Annotated in this window: 17 protein-coding genes; 7 read left to right on the plus strand and 10 right to left on the minus strand. The window is 66.3% G+C overall.

Annotated elements, in window-relative coordinates; translation table 11 throughout:
* Positions 1-89: 89 nt before the first annotated feature.
* The 5 genes from LG367_RS15620 to LG367_RS15640 all read left to right on the plus strand — a co-directional run bounded on the left by LG367_RS15620 (position 90) and on the right by LG367_RS15640 (position 4835).
* On the plus strand, positions 90-848 hold the full coding sequence (locus LG367_RS15620; protein ID WP_226470197.1) for an S-methyl-5'-thioinosine phosphorylase: 759 nt from the start codon (positions 90-92) through the stop codon (positions 846-848).
* A gap of 99 nt (positions 849-947) precedes the next feature.
* Positions 948-1154 carry a transcription antiterminator/RNA stability regulator CspE gene (gene cspE / locus LG367_RS15625; RefSeq protein ID WP_226470198.1) on the plus strand — a complete coding sequence of 69 codons (207 nt, stop codon included), beginning with the start codon at positions 948-950 and terminating at the stop codon, positions 1152-1154.
* Between the two features lie 67 nt (positions 1155-1221).
* Positions 1222-2487, plus strand: a complete 1266-nt coding sequence (locus LG367_RS15630; protein WP_226470199.1) for an FAD-dependent oxidoreductase — start codon at positions 1222-1224, stop codon at positions 2485-2487.
* A gap of 124 nt (positions 2488-2611) precedes the next feature.
* A complete protein-coding gene (locus tag LG367_RS15635; protein ID WP_226470200.1) occupies positions 2612-4291 on the plus strand; it encodes an acyl-CoA dehydrogenase family protein in 1680 nt (559 codons plus the stop codon).
* Positions 4292-4328: 37 nt separating this feature from the next.
* Positions 4329-4835, plus strand: a complete 507-nt coding sequence (locus LG367_RS15640; protein WP_226470201.1) for a L,D-transpeptidase family protein — start codon at positions 4329-4331, stop codon at positions 4833-4835.
* A gap of 15 nt (positions 4836-4850) precedes the next feature.
* On the opposite strand, the gene gnd is transcribed toward LG367_RS15640, so the two are convergent.
* The 10 genes from gnd to LG367_RS15690 all read right to left on the minus strand — a co-directional run bounded on the left by gnd (position 4851) and on the right by LG367_RS15690 (position 18221).
* Positions 4851-5756, minus strand: coding sequence for a phosphogluconate dehydrogenase (NAD(+)-dependent, decarboxylating) (gene gnd / locus LG367_RS15645; RefSeq protein ID WP_226470202.1), 906 nt, complete (start codon positions 5754-5756; stop codon positions 4851-4853).
* Positions 5757-5912: 156 nt separating this feature from the next.
* A complete protein-coding gene (locus tag LG367_RS15650) occupies positions 5913-7676 on the minus strand; it encodes an ABC transporter transmembrane domain-containing protein (RefSeq protein ID WP_226470203.1) in 1764 nt (587 codons plus the stop codon).
* A gap of 78 nt (positions 7677-7754) precedes the next feature.
* On the minus strand, positions 7755-8342 hold the full coding sequence (locus tag LG367_RS15655; RefSeq protein WP_226470204.1) for an IMPACT family protein: 588 nt from the start codon (positions 8340-8342) through the stop codon (positions 7755-7757).
* Positions 8339-9517, minus strand: a complete 1179-nt coding sequence (locus LG367_RS15660; RefSeq protein ID WP_226470205.1) for a hypothetical protein — start codon at positions 9515-9517, stop codon at positions 8339-8341. The genes LG367_RS15655 and LG367_RS15660 overlap by 4 nt, the downstream gene beginning before the upstream one ends.
* Positions 9514-10110 carry an RNA polymerase sigma factor gene (locus LG367_RS15665; protein WP_226470301.1) on the minus strand — a complete coding sequence of 199 codons (597 nt, stop codon included), beginning with the start codon at positions 10108-10110 and terminating at the stop codon, positions 9514-9516. Before LG367_RS15665 ends, LG367_RS15660 begins: the two co-directional genes overlap by 4 nt.
* 163 nt (positions 10111-10273) lie before the next feature.
* Positions 10274-12007, minus strand: coding sequence for a vWA domain-containing protein (locus LG367_RS15670; RefSeq protein ID WP_226470206.1), 1734 nt, complete (start codon positions 12005-12007; stop codon positions 10274-10276).
* A 129-nt stretch (positions 12008-12136) separates the two neighbouring features.
* Complete coding sequence (locus tag LG367_RS15675) at positions 12137-14635, minus strand: TonB-dependent receptor plug domain-containing protein (RefSeq protein WP_226470207.1); 2499 nt, start codon at positions 14633-14635, stop codon at positions 12137-12139.
* Positions 14636-15005: 370 nt separating this feature from the next.
* Entirely contained in the window at positions 15006-16433 is a 1428-nt protein-coding gene (locus LG367_RS15680; RefSeq protein WP_226470208.1) for an aldehyde dehydrogenase family protein, read from the minus strand.
* Between the two features lie 103 nt (positions 16434-16536).
* Positions 16537-17877 carry an exodeoxyribonuclease VII large subunit gene (xseA, locus tag LG367_RS15685; protein WP_226470209.1) on the minus strand — a complete coding sequence of 447 codons (1341 nt, stop codon included), beginning with the start codon at positions 17875-17877 and terminating at the stop codon, positions 16537-16539.
* 53 nt (positions 17878-17930) lie between these two features.
* Positions 17931-18221 carry a DUF2218 domain-containing protein gene (locus LG367_RS15690; RefSeq protein WP_226470210.1) on the minus strand — a complete coding sequence of 97 codons (291 nt, stop codon included), beginning with the start codon at positions 18219-18221 and terminating at the stop codon, positions 17931-17933.
* Between the two features lie 128 nt (positions 18222-18349).
* Between LG367_RS15690 and LG367_RS15695 the strand changes: the two genes are divergently transcribed.
* Together LG367_RS15695 and ispG are read left to right on the plus strand one after the other, a co-directional pair.
* Positions 18350-18829: a DUF4180 domain-containing protein gene (locus tag LG367_RS15695; protein WP_226470211.1), complete on the plus strand. Its 480-nt coding sequence runs from the start codon at positions 18350-18352 to the stop codon at positions 18827-18829.
* An 84-nt stretch (positions 18830-18913) separates the two neighbouring features.
* On the plus strand, positions 18914-20191 hold the full coding sequence (ispG, locus tag LG367_RS15700; RefSeq protein ID WP_226470212.1) for a flavodoxin-dependent (E)-4-hydroxy-3-methylbut-2-enyl-diphosphate synthase: 1278 nt from the start codon (positions 18914-18916) through the stop codon (positions 20189-20191).
* The last annotated feature ends 9 nt before the right edge of the window (positions 20192-20200 follow it).

Consider the following 20200-nt stretch of genomic DNA (forward strand, 5'->3'; position numbering starts at 1 on the left):
AAAGAAATGAACTCGGCCGCGCAGCGGACGAAACGCTTTTGCTCCTACAATCCAGCCATACACCGCCAAAACCAGTAGCAAACCTAACAATGACCAACATCGCCCTCGCCATCATCGGCGGCACCGGCCTATACAAACTTGCGGACCTGCAGGACGTGGAAACCCACCAGCCGGTCACCCGCTACGGCGCGCCATCAGGTCCGATCAGGATCGGAACCCTCGCGGGCAAGCGCGTGGCATTCCTGGCGCGTCACGGTGAAGGACATTCGGTCCCGCCGCACAAGGTGAATTACCGCGCCAACCTCGCCGCGCTACAGGCGCTGGGCGCGACGCGCGTGCTGGCGCTCAATACGGTCGGCGGCATCACCGAGCGCTTCGGTCCGCGCGTGCTGGCTTGCCCGGATCAGATCATCGATTACACCTGGGGCCGCATCTCGACGATCTGCGAGGAGGAGGGCACCGAGGTGCTGCACGTGGATTTCGGCGATCCCTACACGCCGTCGCTGCGGAAAACGGTGGTCGCGGCCGCGAGCAGGGCCGGTGTCGCGCTGGTCGATGGCGGCTGCTACGGCGCCACGCAGGGGCCGCGGCTGGAGACCAAGGCTGAGATCGCGCGCATGCGCCGGGACGGTTGCGATCTGGTGGGCATGACCGGGATGCCGGAGGCGGGACTCGCGCGCGAGCTGGGTCTCGAATACGCCTGTCTGGCGATCGTGGCCAACTGGGCGGCAGGGGCCGGGCCGGACAGTGATGAGGTGATCACGCTCGATGATGTGCTCGCCAACGTGGCCGCCGCCTCGGCGGGGTTGCCGGCCCTGATCGGGGAGGTTTTGTCGGGCCAGGGATGATTGCCAGCCGCGGATTTGCTTTGCATACTCGCGACCGTGCGCGTTCAGGGGGGCCATCGGGCGCGCACGCTTGGTCATACAGACAAGGTAGGGAGAGACATGCAGTACGGCACAGTGAAATGGTTCAACGACGCCAAGGGGTTCGGATTCATCGCGCCAGAGGATGGCAGTGCGGATGTGTTCGTGCACTTTTCGGCGATCAATTCCAAGGGCTTCCGCAGCCTGCAGGAAGGCCAGAGAGTCAGCTACGAAGTCACGCAGGGGCCGAAAGGCGCCCAGGCGGCCGGGGTCGTTCCGGTCGCTTGAGCTTGCAGGTCTTGTGATTTCTCGAGCCCCGCTTCGGCGGGGCTTTTTCTTGCGAAGGATCGTTGGCATGAAGCCGTTACAGATTGCGATCGCCGGTTACGGGACTGCGGGACAGGCGGCCGCCGTGTTGCTGTCGCGCGATGGTCATCGCGTGGAAGTATTCGAGCAGACGCCGCGGCCCGGGCCGGTGGGGGCGGGATTGCTGTTGCAGCCGACCGGGTTGCAGGTGTTGTGGCAGATGGGGCTGTTGCCGCAGGCGCTCGCGCATGGCGCGCCGGTGCGCAGGCTCTATGGGGAAACGCCGCGGGGACGCGCCGTGATGGACATGCGTTACGCGGGGCTGGATTCGCGGATGTTCGGCCTTGGCATGCAACGCGGCGCGCTGTTCGCCTTGCTCGCGCAGGCTTGGACCGAGGCCGCCGAGGCCTTGCATCAAGGCGTGCGCATCGACGCCGCCGAGGAAGAGGGACGCCGCATCCGCGACGCGGACGGTCGCTGGCATGGTCCTTTCGATCTGGTGATCGCCGCCGACGGTTCGGGGTCGCGGTTGCGACAGCATGTCGATCCCGCCGGTCTCGATCGCGTCTATCCCTGGGGCGCCTTGTGGTGCCTGCTTCCGCGTGGCGATTGGCCGTGGGCGGACGAGTTGCGCCAGCGCTATGTCGCCGCTCGCAAGATGATCGGCATGCTGCCGGTCGGGACGCGCCCGGACGACGCCACGCCGAGGCTGAGCTTTTTCTGGAGCCTGCGGACCCGCGATTTCGACGATTGGCGGACACGTGGCCTGCCATCCTGGCGCGAGGAGGTGGCGCGCATCTGGCCGGAAGCCGATGCGAGACTCGACGGCATGGAAGATGCCACATCGCTGGCGCGCGCCGGTTATCGCGACACGGTGCCGAAGCGCTGGCATCGCGAACGCCTGGTGCTGCTCGGTGATGCCGCGCACGCGATGAGCCCGCAATTGGGGCAGGGCGTCAACATGGCGTTGATGGATGCGTTGGCGCTGCGTGATGCGCTGCGCGTCGAGTCGGAAGTCGCCGGAGCGCTCGCGCGCTACGAGCGTGCGCGCCGCAGGCATGTCGCCATCTATCAGTTCTGGAGCCGCTGGCTGACGCCGCTGTTCCAGTCCGAATACGATCTGATCGCGAAGCTACGGGACATCAGTTTCCTGCCGCTGGGCAAGCTGCCGGGTGGGCGTGGCCACATGCTGCGTGTGTTGAGCGGCACGCAGTTGGGGATGTTCGGAACACTAGCCTTGCAAGCCGAATTCATCGATGCACTGCATGCGAGCCTGCCTCCGGGAATCGAGAAGCAAACTGCGCAAGTCGGCTAACGCAGGATCGGGATGCGTGAGATATCCGCATCGATGGGCGTTTTAACCAAAATCGAACACATCTCCTCTCAAGAGGCTGGAATTTGATGGACAATCCGGATTCCTAACAGGACGTCAGGTAGCGATGAAAGCAGAACTGCCGCAACTCCCGCCCTTCGAGACCCATGCTGTCGACAACCAGCCGCCGGAGTTCGCGCCGCGCGATCTGTGGGCGGACGATGTCGTCCTGCGCGAGGCCGTGACGCGTGAAGGCGGCGCTGCGTTCGTCGATCGCATCGCGGCGTACGGTGCCGTGGCGGGTAGCGAGCAGTACGCGCTGAGTTTCGATGCGCATCGCGACAAGCCGCGGCTGCGCACGCACGATCGTTACGGGAATCGCATCGACACGGTCGAGTTCCATCCCAACTATCACCGGATCATGCAGGCGGCGATCGAGAGCGGCGTCGCCGGACTGTCCTGGGCCGAACAGGCTCTCGACAAGCATGCGCCCGGTTCGCACGTCGCGCGCGCGGCGTTGAGCTATCTGCATCATCAGGTGGAACCGGGCACCAGCTGTCCGCTGACGATGACGCATGCCGCCGTGCCGGTGCTGCGCCATGCGCCGGAGTTGAGCGAGTGGGTGGACAAGGTGGCGGCATGCCGCTACGACGCCCGCGATGTGGCGATCGCCGACAAACCCGGCGTCACGCTCGGCATGGGCATGACCGAGAAGCAGGGCGGCAGCGACGTGCGTGCCAACACGACGCGCGCCACGCTTCTGTCCGCTTCGGACAATTCGTATGCGCTCGTCGGGCACAAGTGGTTCTTCTCCGCGCCGATGTGCGATGGCTTTCTGGTACTGGCGCATGCGCCAGCGGGTCTGAGCTGCTTCCTGATGCCGCGACGCCTGCCGGACGGCACGAAGAACGCGTTCCGGTTGATGCGATTGAAGGACAAGCTCGGCGATTGGAGCAATGCGTCGAGTGAAGTCGAATTCGTGGATGCGGTGGCCTGGCGCGTTGGCGAAGAGGGTAGGGGCATCGCCACCATTCTCGAGATGGTGATGCTCACGCGTCTGGACTGCATGCTCGGCTCTTCCGGGCAAATGCGCATGGCGCTGGCGCATGCGCTGCATCATGCCGCGCACCGGCGCGCATTCGGCAGGCGCTTGATCGAACAGCCGTTGATGCGCAACGTGCTGGCCGATCTGGCCATCGAATCCGAGGCCGCGCTGGCGCTTTCGCTGCGCGTGGCACGTGCCGTCGATGCGGCCGAGCGCGGCGGTACCGATGACGCGAGCCGCTACGAAACCGCATTCGCGCGAATCGCCACCGCCATCGGCAAATACTGGATCTGCAAGCGCACGCCCGCTTTCGTCAACGAGGCGCAGGAATGTCTTGGTGGCGCGGGTTACGTGGAGGAGTCGATCCTGCCCCGTCTGTATCGGCAGGCGCCGTTGAATTCGATCTGGGAAGGTTCGGGCAACATCCAGTGCCTGGACGTGCTGCGCGCCTTGGCGCGGGAGCCGGACACGAGCATCGCCTTGTTCGCCGAGCTGGAATCGGCGCGGGGATTGCACAAGGCCTACGACGATGCCTTGGTCGTGCTCAAGGATGCATTGTCTCCGGGACGCGTCGAGGAGGCCGGTGCGCGCCTGTTGACCGAGCACCTGGCATTGGCCTTGCAGGCATCCATCCTGTTGCGCGCCGGCAGCCCGGCCGCCGATGCGTTCTGCGCGAGCCGTCTTGGCGGCGAGCGGGGGCTGGTGTTCGGGACGCTGCCGTCAGCGCTGGATTGCACGAGTTTGCTCGAACGCGCGCTTTGACGACGCGCGAGCTTCGATAACGAATAAGGAAGGCAGGATGCCCGGCAGGAATCTGGTGAAACATGCGCTGGTGATGGCTTGCATGGCCATCGCCTCGGTGGCGATCGCCGCGACACCACCGGCGATGGTGCCGGTGTCTCAGCGCGCGGACCGCATCCATGTCGACAAGTCGGAGCGGCGCATGCAATTGCTGCGCGGGGGCAAGGTGCTGCGTACCTACCGCATCCTGCTTGGCGATGCGCCGGTGGGACACAAGCATCAGCAAGGCGACGAGAAGACGCCGGAAGGCGACTACCGGATCAGCGGACGCAATCCGAACAGCCGCTTCCATCTGTCGCTGCGCATCTCGTATCCCAATGACGCCGATCGAAAACAGGCCCGGAAGCGCGGCGTGGATCCCGGCGGCGACATCATGATCCACGGCGGTAACAGTGTGCTGTATCCCTTCGACTGGACCGACGGCTGCATCGCCGTGAGCAACAAGGAAATCGAGGAAATCTGGAGCCTCGTGCCGACCGGCATTCCGATCAGGATCGATCCATGAGCGTCTGCACGCGACTCATTCCTTCTTGATCGCGTGCCCGCCGAACTCATTGCGCATCGCCGCCAGCAGCTTGTCGGCGAAGGAATCGTCATCGCGCGAGCGCAGGCGTTCCAGCAACGACAGTGTGATCACCGGCGCCGCGACGTCGAGCGCGATGGCCTCGGCGGCGGTCCAGCGGCCTTCGCCGGAATCGGCGACCCACGGCGCGATGCCGTCCAGTTCAGGATTCTTGCGCAGCGCGTCGGAAGTGAGATCGAGCAGCCACGAGCGCACCACGCTGCCGGTGCGCCAGATCTCAGCGACCTGATGCAGGTCGAGCGAGAACTCGGTCTTGTGCTGCATGATGGCGAAGCCTTCGGCATAGGCCTGCATCAGGCCGTATTCGATGCCGTTGTGGACCATCTTGGTGAAATGTCCGGCGCCGCTCGGGCCGACACGGCCCCAGCCCTTGTTGGCGGCCGGAGCCAAGGTTTCGAAGATCGGTTGCAGATGCTGCACGACGGTGTCTTCTCCACCGATCATCAGGCTGTAGCCTTCCTTCAGACCCCAGATGCCGCCGCTGGTGCCGCTGTCGACGTAGTGGAGATCGCGCGCGGCAAGTTCGCCGGCGCGGCGCATGGTGTCCTTGTAATAGGAGTTGCCGCCGTCGATGATGATGTCGCCGGGCGCGAGCAGCGGGAGCAGGGAAGCGATCGTCGTGTCGACGATCTCGCCGGCGGGCACCATCAACCACAGCACGCGTGGCGCGGGCAGTGCACGGACCAGCGCTTCGAGCGAATCGGCGGCGACGATGCCGCGCTGCGACGCGGCATCGCGCGCTGCTTGCACCGCATCGAAGCCGTGCACGCGATGACCACCGCGCAGCAGGCGTTCGGCCATGTTGGCGCCCATGCGGCCGAGGCCGATCATTCCAAGTTCCATGGTGACTCCGTGCGTGGGAAACGGGCGGAATTGTCCCACGCGATGCCGCATCGTGTCCGTCAAGGGGCAGGACGGAGCGTCTGGTCCACGGTTGGGGAACCAGGTTGTCGCTCGCCATTCCCGCCAAGACGGGAATGACGAATGCAAAAAATCGTTCTAGTCGAGGAACTGCAGCTTCGCCAGATCGGCGTACAGGCCGCCCTGCGCCAGCAGTTCGGTATGCGTGCCCTGGGCCACGATGCGGCCGTGATCCATGACCACGATTCGATCCGCCTTGAGCACCGTGGCCAGGCGATGCGCGATCACCAGGGTGGTGCGGCCGGCCATCAGGTTTTCCAGCGCCTGTTGCACCGCGCGTTCGCTCTGCGCATCCAGCGCGGAAGTGGCTTCGTCGAGCAGCAGGATCGGCGCGTCCTTCAGCAGGGCGCGGGCGATGGCGATGCGCTGCTGCTGGCCGCCGGACAGGCGCGCGCCGCGTTCGCCGAGTTGTTCGTCGTAGCCGTTCGGCAGTGCGGTAATGAATTCGTGCGCTTCCGCGGAGCCGGCCGCTGCTTCGAGTTCGGCGTCGCTCGCTTCGAGGCGTCCGTAGCGGATGTTGTCGCGGGCGCTGGCGGCGAAGATGGTCGGATGCTGTGGCACCAGGGCGATGCTTTCGCGCAACGCCGATGGGTCGAGCGTGCGGATGTCGACGCCATCGACGGAGATGCTGCCAGACTGCGGATCATGGAAGCGCAGCAGCATCGCGAGCACGGTGCTCTTGCCGGCGCCGGACGGGCCGACCAGGGCGACGGTTTCGCCGGGCGAAACGTGCAGGGTGAAGTCTTCCAGCGCCGCCGCGTCCGGCCGCGACGGATAATGGAAGGCGACCTGGTCGAAGTGCAATTCGCCACGCACCGGTTGCGGCAACTCCGCCGGCTGCGCGGGCGTGGTGATGTCGGTGCGCTCATCGAGCAGCTCCGAGATGCGGCTCATGCCGCCGGCGGCCTTCTGCAGTTCGTTCCAGGTTTCCGCCAGGGTGCCGACCGAGCCGGCGCCCAAAAAAGCGTACAGGACGAACTGTCCGAGCGTGCCCGCGCTGAGCGTGCCGTTGACGACGTCGTGAGCGCCCGACCACAGCACCAGGACGATCGAGCCGAACACCAGTGTGATGGTCGTGGCGGTGACGGTGGCATGCATGGTAATGCGACGCCGCGCTGTGGCGATGGTGGTGGCGACAGCGTCGGCGAAGCGGCCGCGCTCGTAGGGCTCGCGCGCGTGCGCCTGCACGGTGCGGACCGCGCCGAGCGCTTCGCTGGCCAGGGCATTGGCGTCGGCGACGCGATCCTGGCTTTGTCGCGCGATCTTGCTCAGCCGACGGCTGCCGATGATGATCGGCAGCACGCACAAGGGAATGCCGATCAGCGTGTAAGCAGCCAGGCGCGGACTGGTGACCATCAGCATCACGATGCTGCCCAGCATCATCACGCCGCTGCGCAGCGCCACCGACATGCTGGAGCCGACCACGCTGCGCAGCAGTTCGGTATCAGCGGCCAGGCGTGAAACCAGCTCGCCGCTGCGGTTGCGTTCGAAGAACGACTGCCCCAGCCCGATCAGGTGCGAGTACAGCTGCATGCGCAGATCGGCGACCACGCGTTCGCCCAGCAGCGAAACGGTGAAGAAGCGCGCCGCGGTGGCGAGGGCGAGCGCGATCGCCACCAGGAGCACCAGGAAGAAGGATGCGTCGATGTTGTCGCTGCTGGAAAACCCGTGGTCGATCATCTGGCGCACGGCCAGCGGCAGGGTCAGGGTCGTGATGCTCGAGGCGGCCAGCGCCAGCAGCCAGGCGACGAACAGCGCCTTGTGGCGCATGACGAAAGGCCATAGCGCGTTCAGGCTGCCGATACGGGATTTGGGTTTTTCGGATTCCGGAGCTGCCGACATCAATGATCCTAGAGAGGTGCACTCGTTCGCATGGGCGGATGCCGAACGGGCGGCACCAGACGCGGCGACGGCCACGGCTTACGATCGTTCGAAGCGTACCCGATCCCGTGTGGCGTCTCTGAGATGGTCTTTCAAGGTGTCGACGCGGTCCGCGGGCAGGCGCAGCCGCAGGACGGCGCCGGCGACATCGAAGCTTTCGTCGAGCTTTTCCGCATCGAAAGCCGCCAGCGCGGCATGGATGTGACCGAGATCATCAAAGCCGGCCTGCACTTTGATCAGGGCGTACTCGATCAGGGGCACGCGTTCGGCGCGGCGCAGGCATTCGGCGGCCGCGCCGCCATAGGCGCGGACCAGTCCGCCGGCGCCGAGCTTGACCCCGCCGAACCAGCGCGTCACCACGACTACCGCGCGATCGATGCCCTGGCCGTCGATGGCCGCGAGAATCGGCCGTCCGGCGGTGCCGGCCGGCTCGCCGTCGTCGCTGGAGCGATATTCGCCGCCGATGCGATAGGCCCAGCAGTTATGGGTGGCGTCGGCCGCGGACACCGTTTCGACGAAGCGCAGCGCGGCTTCCGCCGAGGTGACCGGCGCGGCGTGAGCGAGGAAGCGGCTGTGCTTGATCTCGATCGCGTGCGACGACGCGGCCGCCAGGGTGTGCAAGCTCATTCCGACAGCAGCGGGCGCAGATCGTCCGGAATCGCGGCGTCGGGATAACGGCGTCGGTACTCGCGCAGGCTGTCGCGCGCGGCGTCGCGGTCGCCCTGCGTGACCAGCTCGCGCACGCGTTTGAGCCAGGCTTCGCGCACTTCGGGCGAATCGGCGGAGGCGGGTGGTTCGTCGTCGATCGGCTGGTCCTCGAAGCCACGGACGCGGGAGCCGGTGACTTCGATCCTGTCGAGGGCCTGGGCCTGCTTCTCGGATTCTTGTTTCTGGCGCTGCTGACTTTCGTTGCTGCTATAGCTGTAGCCGGAGCGCGGAGCCACGGTTCCGCTGGCGGCGCTGTCGGATGTGGCCGGAGCCGATACTGGCGCTGGAGCCGCCATCGCACCAGGAGATGGCGCCGGTGCGCGGCGCTCTTTATTGGTTCGATACAGCTGATCCGAAGCGGCTTGAGGTGCTGGCTCCGCGTTGGCGGGCGCCGGCAGGATTCCCGAGGGCGGTTCCGGTGCAGGCGCCATGAGGACAGGCGGCTCCTGGGGCGGCGGAGGCGGTGCCGCGGGTGCGGCGCTCGGCGCTGTCCGTGTGGCATCCCCGGCATCCGGCGCGGGTTCCACGGCGAAGACTTGCTTCACCTCCGCTGCTTCTTCGTTTTGTTCTCGTGGCGCGCTCTGCTTGCTCGCCTTCGCCTGCAGAGTGTCGGTGACGGCCTCCGGGGCCGCGACGGCTTGTGCTGCGACCTCGGTGCTGGACTCATCGTGCTGCACCGCCATCGCGGCCTGGTCCTCGGCCGACGGCCCTCCGGCGTTGACCTCGGGGCGCGGAGGAATGCCCGGAGCTTCCGAGGTCATGACCCGCACCTCGTCGACCGGCCGCAACTGCCAGGCCAGGCCGAACGCGAGCGCCAGCGTCGCGGCGACGCCGAACACGGCTGGCCAGCGCCGACGCTGTGTGCGTCGGCGCGCGGACGTGGCGCGTGTGGCCGCCGCGGCGGCGGCCGCTTCCGTGGGATGTGGCGCCGCGACCGCTACCCGCGCGGCACGCAGGATGCTCGCGTCCAGCGCAGGCGATGGCCCACGCTGCGGCGCGGTGCGGGCGATCTGCTCCGCCAGCGCGCGCTCTTCGGGCGTCAGCGCCGCGTCGCCGCGCGGATCGGTGCCGGAGTTGTCGTGTGGGGTATTCATGCTTGCGGGGCCTCGGCGGACCCCAATCGGGTACGTAGCTTGTCCATCGCGTAGCGCAATCGCGATTTGACGGTTTCACGGCCGACGCCGGTGATGGCGCCGATTTCCTCCAAGGTCAGTTCCTGTTCGAGGCGCAGCAGGATCACTTCGCGTTGTTCGTCCGGCAGTTCGTCCAGCGCCAGCTGCACCAGGCGTCGCTGCTCGAATTCCGACAGGCTACGCTCCGGCGTGTCGGGATCGGGTATGCGTGCGGCGCGTTCGTCGGCGTTTTCCGGTGCGGGCGGGCGATGCTTGAGCGCACGCCAGTGGTCGCCGAGGCGGTTGTGGGCGATCCGGTACAGCCAGCTCGAGAACGAGCCATCCGGCTTCCAATCCAGACGCGCGGCGATCACGCGCTGCCAGATGTCCTGGAAGAACTCGTCGGCGAGCGCGCCGTCGCGCAGTTGCCGCAGCAAAAAGCGATGCAGGCGCAGGCGGTGGCGGCCGTAGAGCTGCTCGAACGCCGGCACGTCGCCTCCGGCATAGGCCGCCATCAGCGATTCGTCGCTGGGATCATCATTGACTGCGGCGCTGGCGGCGGCGACATCGTCCATGCGCGGCAGGGTAAGCGTTGCGGCGCCAGAGGTGAAGCCCGCGTTACGAGCGGGCGCCGCCCCGCATTTCCCGCCGGCGCGCGCCGTGAGGGGAAATGCGGGGCTGTCGAGCCGGGCCAGGGACAACATCGGTCTATCCGCGACATGCGAGGCGCGAGGCCACTCAGTCGGCGATCATGCCGATCTTCGGCGTATCGCCGGCGGTCAGCGCACGCGCTTGCCCGACCAGTTCGACGAATTCGGCGCGCTGATGCCAGCGATCCTCGCCTAGCGCGCCACGCGCCGTGCGTGTGATGTCATCCCACGTCCAATTGCCGAGATGCGTGCCGCCGCGCAGCGCATCGGCATAGGCGGCGACGGCGCTGGCGAAGCGCAGGGTGTCGCTCGGCGTGGCGCGCAGATCGCGGCGCAGGATGGGCGTGGCGATGAGCCGGCTCTTCTCCTCACCGGGGCGCTTGTAGCGCAGACGCAGTTCGGCGAGCTCGTCCGTCTTGGCGCCGGTGGCCGGCTTCGCTTCGTTGCCGTAGCGCAGCGCCGGCAATTGTTCGGCCCCCGAACCCGCAGGCGTGATCTCGTACAACGCGGTCACTTCGTGCCCGGCGCCGATGTCGCCGGCGTCGACCTTGTCGTTGCTGAAATCCTCACGGCGCAGCACGCGGTTCTCGTAGCCGATCAGACGATATTCGGCGACCTGCGCGGGATTGAACTCGATCTGGATCTTCACGTCCTTCGCGATCGTGAGCAGCGTCGCGCCCATCTGTTCCACCAGCACCTTGCGCGCTTCCTGCAGCGTGTCGATGTAGGCGTGATTGCCGTCGCCGACATCGGCGAGCTTTTCCGCCAGCGCATCGTTGTAGTTGCCCTGGCCGAAACCGAGCGTGGTCAGCGCGATGCCGGACTTGCGCTGATCGGCGACCAGCGTTTCCAGCGCGCCCGGATCGGTGACGCCGACGTTGAAATCGCCGTCGGTGGCGAGGATCACGCGATTGACGCCGTTCGCGACGAAGCCTTGCTTCGCCATCGCGTAGGCGAGTTGGATGCCGTCGCCGCCGTTGGTGCTGCCACCGGCTTCGAGACGATCGAGCGCGGCGAGAATTTCGCCCTGCTTGTCGCCCGAGGTGGGTGGCAGCACCAGTCCGGCGGAACCTGCGTAGACCACGATCGACACGTGATCCTGCGGCCGCAGCTGTCGCGCCAGTTGCGTGAACGCCTGTTTCAGCAGCGGCAGCTTGTCCGGCGTGTCCATCGAACCGGAGGTGTCGATCAGGAACACCAGGTTGGACGGCGGCAGCGTCGCTTTCGGCACGTCGTAACCCTTGATGCCGACCATCAGCAGCTGGCGCTTGCCATTCCACGGCGCCGGACTGAGCTCGGTGGTGACGCGGAACGGCGTCTCGCGCGTGGACGGCGCGGGATGGCCGTAGCTGAAGTAGTTGATCATCTCCTCCGCGCGCACCGCATCGGCCGGCGGACGCGTGCCTTGCTTCAGCATGCGGCGCACGTTGCTGTAGCTGCCGGTGTCGACGTCGATCGAGAACGTGGAGACGGGCTGCTCGCTCGCGCGATGCACGGGGTTGTCCTCGTGCTCGGCGTATTTCTCGGTGTTGCTCGGCTGCCAGTAACCCTGCGGCGGAGGCGGTGCGGCGGGAGCGCGCGCATACGCCAGAGCGCCGACGTTGGCCTTGGCCCGCGGCTGCATTTGGGGGGTGACGGCGATGGCATCCAGAGATGCGGCGGCTTCCGCTTTCGGCGGCTCGGAAGCGGGCGTGGTGGACGTAGGGACGACCTGACGCGTCTCTTCGTTGCCAGCGACCGATTCCTTGACGGTTTCGGTGGTCGTGCAGGCGGAGAGCGCGATGGCGCAGAGCAATGCGGAGGCGAGCGTGCGGCGTTGCATGGGAATCTCCCGGAGTGGACGGGAGGGTGAACGCACGAGGCCGCGAAACGGGGTTGAGCCGGAACCGCGAACCCGCGGCGGATCGATCCGCCGCGGGCCTGACGCGATCAGTGGATCAGAGCCGGCAGATCAGAACCGGAAGTCGAGCTTGGCGTAGTAGTAGCCGCCATTCGTGCCGAAGGGCAGCGTTTCCCAGCCGTACTTGAAGCCGAGCTGGGGGAACGGAGCCCCCTTCACCGGATCCCACTTGTCGGGGTAGGCATCGAAGACGTTGTTGGCGCCGATGGTCAGCTTGAGGCTGTCATTGAAGCGGTAGCCGATCGCGATGTCACCGAGCCATTCGCCGCCCCAGGTTTGCTTGATGCCGGGCGTGAAGCCTTCGCCGGAGACGCTGCCGAAATAGTTGGCGCGCGCCAGGAAGCTCCAGTCACCGACGGTGTAGACGCCTTGCAGCACATGATGCGCACGCGGCTGGCCTTGCTCGATCAGCGTGACCTGGGTGTCGTCGAAGAGCTTGTCCGGCGGCAGGATCGCCGACTGCGACTTGCGCTTGGTGACTTCGGTCTTGTTCCAGTGCAGCAGTGCGGTCAGGTCGAGGCGCGAACCCTCGCCGAATTCCATGCTGTGCTCGCCGACGATGTCGATGCCTTGGGTCTTGGTGTCGATCGCGTTGGTGAAAAACAGCACCTGGCCGACGCCGAGCGGATTGAGGATGTTGGCGATCGGGCAGTTCGGATCGCCAGGGCCGACGCAACCCGACTCCGGCACGATGTTGCTGGAGAAGATGATGCGATCGTCGATGTCGATGCGGAACACGTCGACGGTGAACGTGGTGTTCTCGTTGGGCTTGAAGACCACGCCCAGCGTGCCGCTGACGGATTCCTCTTCCTTCAGCGGCTGGATGCCGAAGGCACGCGTCACGTCGCTGTCCTGACGTGCGGTGAGGGTATCCACCAATACGCCGCTTGGATCGAGGTTGGTCGAGCGCTGGCTGTAGAACAGCTGCTGTACGCCCGGCGCGCGAAAACCGGTCGCGAGGGTGCCGCGGATCGCGAACTTCTCGGTGGCGTCGAAGCGTAGTGACAGCTTGCCGGTGGTGGTGTTGCCGAAATCCGAGTAATCCTCGAAGCGGACGGCCGCGCCGATCAGGAAACGTTTGGTCAAGCGCGTTTCGGCATCGAGATAGACGGCGTAGTTGTGGCGTCCATCATCGACGGCTTCGGTCGGCGAGAAGCCCGGAAAGCCCTGCATACCGGGCTGCGCCGTTTCGCCGGCCTGCCCGAGAATCGGGATGCTGCGATCGTTGGTGCGCCCATAGGTGTAGGAGACGGGATCGCCGGGCGTGATCTTGTAATCGTCCTTGCGATATTCGACGCCGGTGGCCAGATACAGCGGTTCTTCGCCGATGCCCCAGTTGATCGGGCCGCGGAAATCGAGGTTGAAAGTGGTCTGATCGGCCTGCAGCGTGCCGGTGTCGGCGCTGGTGGGGGATTCCGCATAAATGCCGCCGCCGGGCTTGGGCTCGTACCACCAGCTGACGTTGACCGAGTTCGATTCGACGAATCCGAACTTGTTGCGTCCCTTGTTCACCGACACGTCCCAGTTCCAGCTTTCGCCCAGCGGCGCGCGATAGCCCAGCGCCAGCGAGGTGTCCTCGACCGTGGTGAGGATGTTGGGCAGGAAGCCGTCGGGATAGAGCTCGGGCACGGTGCGGTTGTCGCCGGCGCTGCGGAAGAAGCCGGAGGAATCGCCCTTGCGCTTGGAGTAGCCACCGAACCAGTACAGCTCGCCCTTGCCGATCGGCAGGCCGCCGTTCAACCACAGGTAGGCGTCCTTGGCGTCGGCGTCGCCCAGGCGCTGCGTCACGCGCGGAGGATTGACGCGCAGGGTGTCGGGGCCGGCGCGGTTGGTCTCGCCGCGGTCGCGGTATTCGAAGGTGAAATTGAGGAATCCGTCGTCGGCGAGCGCGAAGCCGGTGTTGATGCCGCCATGGATCACCTCGCCGTCGCCTTTGTAGGTCTGGCCGATTTCCAGCGAGCCGGAGGTGTCGGTGCTGCGCTTGAGCACGATGTTGATCACGCCGGAAATCGCGTCGGAACCATATTGCGCCGCGGCGCCGTCTCGCAGCACTTCCACGCGCTCGATCGCCGTGATCGGGATCGCGTTGATGTCGGTACCGGCCGAACCGCGGCCGATCGTCTGCTGCACGTTGACCAGCGCCTGCTGATGGCGGCGCTTGCCGTTCACCAGCACCAGCACCTGATCGGGACCGAGCGCGCGCAGCGTGGCAGGGCGAAGGATGTCGGTGCCGTCGCTGACGAAGGTGCGGGAGAAGTTGAAGCTCGGCTCCAGCATCTGCAACGCCTGGCCGACTTCCTGCACGCCGGCCGCCTGCAACTGCTCGCGGCTGATCACGTCCACCGGCGCCGGCGCTTCCGCGGCGGTGCGGTTGCGCGCGCGCGAACCGACCACTTCGACCGTGTCGAGTTGCGTGGTCTTGGTTTCGGCGGATTGATCGGCCGGTTCTTGCGCGCGCGCGGCGGCAGGCAATGCGGCAAGCAAGGCAAGACTGAGTGCGCTCAACGGCATGAGCGCGCGTGCAGTCGTAGCATGGCGTTTGAAGGTCATATCGGCTCCCGGTGGCGACGCGCGCAATCGCTGGCGCCCGGATGAGCGCTCTCCCCGCGATTACGACGTTGTTATATCTGGATCCCCCGGGCCGGCTTGTAGCATCAGCACGCCGGATTGTGAAGCTTCCATGACGCGTGTGCATTCGCAGCAACGTGCGAAATGCCGATTACAGAGCGCAGGTTTTGAAATGAAAACGGGCACGAAGATGCGGACAGCGCGTGCGATGAAGTGCACGGACGTCAAAACATTGCCGGATGTCTCGTTCCGCACGCGACGCCTTGCGGCGTCGTGTGACGAAGAGTGTCGATTGGATCGTTTTGTCGCGTGAAGGAAATGTGTAGGCGAGCCGTGCCGAGTTCGCACTGGCTCAGCTGCGGATCACCAGCAGACGCGGCTCGCTCATGTCTTCGATCGCATAACGCACGCCCTCGCGGCCGACGCCGGAATCCTTCACGCCGCCGTAGGGCATATTGTCGACGCGGAAGCTGGGCACGTCGCCGACGATCACGCCGCCGACCTCGAGCCCGTCCCAGGCGCGCATCGCATGCGCGATGCGGCCGGTGAAGACGCCGGCCTGTAGACCAAAGTCGCTATCGTTGACGCGGGCGATGGCGTCCTCGAAATCGTCAAAGGACTCCAGGCTGGCGACCGGGCCAAAGGCTTCCTTGCGATAGAGGTCGGCATCGCGCGGCACGTTCTCGAGCAGCGCCGCCGGCAGCAGGTTGCCGATGCGTTCGCCGCTGACGAGCACCTTCGCGCCGCCTTTCTTCGCCGCCTTGATCCAGGATTCGACGCGCTGCGCGGCGGCTTCGTCGACCATCGGCCCGATGAAGGTCTTTTCGTCGCGCGGATCGCCGGATTTCAATTTGGCGACGGCGGCCTTCAGTTTCTTGCGCAGCCTCTCGTACACGTTGGCGTGAGCGAGGATGCGCTGCACGCTGATGCAACTTTGTCCCGACTGGTAGTAGGCACCGAACACCAGGCGATCGACCACCGCGTCGAGATCGATGCCCGGATCATCGTCGATGATGCAGGCGGCGTTGCCGCCGAGTTCCAGCGTGACCTTCTTCTTGCCGGCGCGCGCCTTCAGGTCCCAGCCGATCAGGCCGCCGGTAAAGCTGAGCAGCTTGATGCGTTCGTCCTCGACCAGCAGGCTGGCATCCTCGTTGCTGCAGACGAGCACCGAGAACGCGCCGCTCGGCAGATCGGTCTCGGCGAGGATCTCGCCGATGATCAATGCGCCGATCGGCGTCTTCGGCGCGGGCTTCAGCACGAACGGGCAGCCGGCGGCGATCGCCGGTGCGACCTTGTGCGCGACCAGATTCAACGGGAAATTGAACGGTGTGATGAAGGCGCATGGCCCGACCGGTACGCGCTTGACCAGGCCGCGATAGCCGCGGGTGCGCGGGGAGATTTCCAGATCGAGGATCTCACCGCCGAGGCGAGTGGCTTCGCCGGCGGCGATGCGGAAGGTATCGATCAGGCGCGTGACTTCGCCGCGCGCATCCTTGATTGGTTTGCCGGCTTCGATGCACAGGGCAAGCGCGAGTTCCTCGAAGCGCTCCTGGAAGCGACGCACGCAATGCTCGAGCACGTCGCGACGCGCGTCGTGCGGCATCGCCGCCATCGCCGGCGCGGCCTTGTGCGCCGCCACGATCGCCTTGCGCACGGTCGCCGCATCGGCGAAGGCGACGCGTGTCGCACGCTTGCCGGAGTATTTGTCGAGGACTTCGAGATCGGTGTTGGCGGCGACCGCCTTGCCGGCGAGATAGTAGGGGTAGCGTTTCTTCAGCATGGGGGATTCGCTCTGCGTGCCGACGGCGCGACTCGATGCACAGCATCGCGCATGCGGCGTGAAAGATCGGTTGCTTGACAGCGATATAGCGCGTTGTTGTGCATCAGATTTCGGATTCCACGCGCACGAGCAGGCGACCATCGCTCAGGCGTGCGTCGAGGCGATCGCCGGATTGCGCATCGCCGACGACGCGCACCACGCGGCCGTCCTCGTGCTGCAGGATCGCGTAGCCGCGCGCCACGGTCGCCAGCGGGCTGACGGCCTCCAGCGAGCGCGCCAGGCCGCGCAGACGCAGCGCTTCTCGTTGCAGTTGCCGCGCGATGGCCGCTTGCGGACGCGGCGCGAGCGCGGACAGGCGATCGCGCAGGATCGCCAGGCGCCGGCGCGGATGCATCGCGCGCAGCACGGCATCGGCATGGCGCAATTTGGCGATGTCGCGATCGACGCGGGTGCGCCAGGCTGCCGACAGGCGCCGGATCGCCTCGCGCTGGCGATCGCGCAGCGCCTGCAGGCGTGCCTGCGGGCGCAAGGCGTTCAGCCGCAACGCGGCGCGGTCGGCGCGCTGCATCGCCGTGCGCATCCGATGCAGATGCAGGGTTTGCAGACGCTGGTTGAGATTGGTGAGTTGCGAGAGCAGGTCGCGACGATCGGGTGCCAGCAGTTCCGCGGCGACCGACGGTGTCGGTGCACGCAGGTCGGCGGCGAAATCGGCGAGGGTGAAGTCGGTTTCGTGGCCGACCGCGGACACTACCGGCACCGGCGATGCAGCAATCGTGCGCGCCAGCGTTTCATCGTTGAAGGCCCACAGATCCTCCAGCGATCCACCGCCGCGCGCGAGCAGCAGCGCGTCGTAGCGGTTTGATGCCGCCGCGCGTTTCAGCATCGAAGTGATTTGCGCCGCCGCCGTCTCGCCTTGCACCGGCACTGGCAACACGTCCACGTCCAGCAGGGGGAAACGCCGCGCCAGCACGCTCAGCACGTCGCGCACGGCGGCGCCGCTGGGCGAGGTGAGCACACCGAGCCGGCGCACGTAGGCGGGCAGGGGACGTTTGCGTTCGGTGTCGAACAGCCCTTCGGCCTGCAGCTTTGCGCGCAGTTCCTCGAACGCGCGGCGCAGCGCGCCTTCGCCGGCTTCCTCGAGCGAATCGAGGATCAACTGATAGTCGCCGCGCGCTTCGTAGAGAGTGAGCCGCCCGCGTGCGAGCACGCGCAGGCCCTCGCGCGGCTGGAATCGCAGCCACTGGCTCTTGGGCTTGAACAGGGCGCAGCGCACCTGGGCGCGTGCGTCCTTGAGCGTGAAATAGAGATGGCCCGAGGCCGGCCGTGACAGATTTCCGAGTTCGCCTTCCACCAGCACGAGCGGGAAGGCGTCCTCCAGCAGATTGCGCGCCAGCGTGTTGAGCTGGCTGGGCGTGAGGACGTTGTCGCGGTCGGGAGGCGGCATCACGACAGCCTAGACCACGTGGGCGCCGGCGTCATGTTTCAGGGGCGCATGTGTCAAGAGACGGCGGACCAGGCGATGGTCAGGGTTTCGCCGCGCGCCATGCGGTTCAGGTGTTCGGCGACGACGTCCTGCAGCCGCGTGACGTAAGCGGCATCCGCAGTTTCGATGGCGGCCTCCAGCGTCTCGTCCGTGGCGTTCAGGCGCACGCGGGTCTGTGCGTCGAAGGCGATGTCGCCGTGGCCTTCGCTGGATTCCACCGGAAACTTATGGCTCCAGTGGGCGCACAGGCGCTTGATGAGGCGGGCGCCGTCGGTGGTGGGAATGGTGGCGGAAGTCGTGGCCATGCGCGGCTCTGGGGGAGGTCGAACTTCAGGATCTGGGCATGGTCGAGGATTGCAAGGCGGCCGGTGCGCCGAGGTCGCGGGAAGCTGCGTTGCAGGCGTGAGGCCGTGATCCGGGTCTCAGGCCCGCGTTGGGCGCGCTGCGGCGCGCACTTGTACAGCATGCACTTGTACAGCACGCGCGGGGCATGATGGCGGGTAAAATGCCGTTTGACGGCATCCGAGCCGTGAGCCCCATGTCCGATACCGAGTCCGCCCCCGATCAGATCCTCGCCGCGAGCGATCATGCGATCTTCATCCGATCGTCCGGAGACGTCTCCGGTGCGCTGGGCGCCTGCTTCGGCGCGCGCGGACTGATCCTGACCGAGGATGCGTTGTCGAAGGAGTTCTTCGAGCTCGGGACCGGCCTGGCCGGCGAACTGTTCCAGAAGTTCGTCAACTACCGGATTCCCCTCGCGATCGTGATCGAGGATTTCTCGGCGCACGGAGTTCGCTTCTCGGAGCTCGCCCGCGAGCACGCGACGCATGGCGCGGTTCGCTTCGTCCATTCGACCGGAGAGGCGAGGGCGTGGCTGGAATCCCTGCCGCGGCATGAGATGCTGTTCTCGTGATCCGCGGCCTTTCACCGAAGCCGGAACCCTCGCACGGCGCCATTTGATCGACGCCATTTGATCCAGACACCGATCCAGAGACCCATGTCAGCCCAGCCCTTGCCCTGCCACCAGGAACCGCTACCGGCCTTCGGCCCGCAGTCGCGCCGCGCCACGCGTCAGGTGCATATCGGCGGCGTCGCCGTCGGCGGCGATGCGCCGGTGGTGGTGCAGTCGATGACGAACACCGACACCGCCGACGTCGCGGGCACGGTCAAGCAGGTGGCCGAGCTTTGGCGCGCGGGCTCCGAACTGGTGCGGGTGACGGTGAACAATCCCGAATCCGCCGCGGCGGTGCCGAAAATCGTCGAGAAGCTGGCGATGATGGGGATAGAAGTCCCCATCATCGGCGACTTCCACTACAACGGCCACCAGTTGCTGACCAACGAGCCGGCCTGCGCCGAGGCGCTGGCCAAGTACCGCATCAATCCAGGCAACGTCGGCTTCGGCAAGAAGAAGGACGTGCAGTTCGCGCAGTTGATCGAATTCGCGATGCGCTACGACAAGCCGGTGCGCATCGGCGCCAACTGGGGTTCGCTGGACCAGGCATTGGCGGCGCAGTTGATGGACGAGAATCATCTGCGCGCCGACCCGTGGGACGCCGGCCGCGTGCTGCGCGAGGCGCTGATCAGGTCCGCGCTGGATTCGGCGGCGCGCGCGGTCGAACTTGGCTTGCCGGCGGAGCGCATCGTGCTCAGCTGCAAGGTCAGTGGCGTGCAGGAATTGATCGCGGTGTATCGCGATCTCGCCTCGCGCTCCGATTTCGCCCTGCACCTGGGCCTGACCGAGGCCGGCATCGGCAGCAAGGGCATGGTCGCTTCCAGCGCCGCGCTGTCGGTGCTGTTGCAGGAAGGCATCGGCGACACCATCCGCATCTCGCTCACGCCGGAGCCGGGTGCGCCGCGCACGCAGGAAGTCGTGGTGGCGCAGGAGTTGCTGCAGACGATGGGTCTGCGCGCGTTCACGCCGATGGTGACGGCATGTCCGGGCTGCGGGCGCACCACATCGGAGTTCTTCCAAGAGCTGGCCAAGGTCGTGCAGCAGCATGTGCGCGACAAGATGCCGGAGTGGAAGGTGAGCCATCCGGGCGCAGAGAACCTGACGCTGGCGGTGATGGGCTGCGTGGTGAACGGTCCTGGCGAGTCGCGGCATGCCAACATCGGCATTTCGCTGCCGGGCACCGGTGAAGCGCCGGCGGCGCCGGTGTTCATCGACGGCGAGAAGTCCGTGACCTTGCGCGGCGAGAACATCGCGCACGAGTTCGTGGGCATCATCGACGACTACGTCGAGCGCAAATATCGCCGTGCCGAAGCGGCCGGTTGATCCAAACTC

Origin of the sequence: Luteimonas panaciterrae, assembly GCF_020511115.1 — a bacterium.
In the GTDB taxonomy this organism is placed as follows: Bacteria; Pseudomonadota; Gammaproteobacteria; order Xanthomonadales; family Xanthomonadaceae; genus Luteimonas; species Luteimonas panaciterrae.

Bases quoted from the DNA above. Each gene is read 5' to 3' on its own strand.
- LG367_RS15675 (WP_226470207.1), bottom strand. From the start codon at position 14,635: ATGACCTTCAAACGCCATGCTACGACTGCACGCGCGCTCATGCCGTTG.
- LG367_RS15640 (WP_226470201.1), top strand. From the start codon at position 4,329: ATGCCCGGCAGGAATCTGGTGAAACATGCGCTGGTGATGGCTTGCATG.
- ispG (WP_226470212.1), top strand. From the start codon at position 18,914: ATGTCAGCCCAGCCCTTGCCCTGCCACCAGGAACCGCTACCGGCCTTC.
- LG367_RS15665 (WP_226470301.1), bottom strand. From the start codon at position 10,110: ATGGACGATGTCGCCGCCGCCAGCGCCGCAGTCAATGATGATCCCAGC.
- LG367_RS15650 (WP_226470203.1), bottom strand. From the start codon at position 7,676: ATGTCGGCAGCTCCGGAATCCGAAAAACCCAAATCCCGTATCGGCAGC.
- LG367_RS15670 (WP_226470206.1), bottom strand. From the start codon at position 12,007: ATGCAACGCCGCACGCTCGCCTCCGCATTGCTCTGCGCCATCGCGCTC.
- LG367_RS15690 (WP_226470210.1), bottom strand. From the start codon at position 18,221: ATGGCCACGACTTCCGCCACCATTCCCACCACCGACGGCGCCCGCCTC.
- xseA (WP_226470209.1), bottom strand. From the start codon at position 17,877: ATGCCGCCTCCCGACCGCGACAACGTCCTCACGCCCAGCCAGCTCAAC.
- LG367_RS15660 (WP_226470205.1), bottom strand. From the start codon at position 9,517: ATGAATACCCCACACGACAACTCCGGCACCGATCCGCGCGGCGACGCG.
- gnd (WP_226470202.1), bottom strand. From the start codon at position 5,756: ATGGAACTTGGAATGATCGGCCTCGGCCGCATGGGCGCCAACATGGCC.
- LG367_RS15635 (WP_226470200.1), top strand. From the start codon at position 2,612: ATGAAAGCAGAACTGCCGCAACTCCCGCCCTTCGAGACCCATGCTGTC.
- LG367_RS15655 (WP_226470204.1), bottom strand. From the start codon at position 8,342: ATGAGCTTGCACACCCTGGCGGCCGCGTCGTCGCACGCGATCGAGATC.
- cspE (WP_226470198.1), top strand. From the start codon at position 948: ATGCAGTACGGCACAGTGAAATGGTTCAACGACGCCAAGGGGTTCGGA.
- LG367_RS15620 (WP_226470197.1), top strand. From the start codon at position 90: ATGACCAACATCGCCCTCGCCATCATCGGCGGCACCGGCCTATACAAA.
- LG367_RS15630 (WP_226470199.1), top strand. From the start codon at position 1,222: ATGAAGCCGTTACAGATTGCGATCGCCGGTTACGGGACTGCGGGACAG.
- LG367_RS15680 (WP_226470208.1), bottom strand. From the start codon at position 16,433: ATGCTGAAGAAACGCTACCCCTACTATCTCGCCGGCAAGGCGGTCGCC.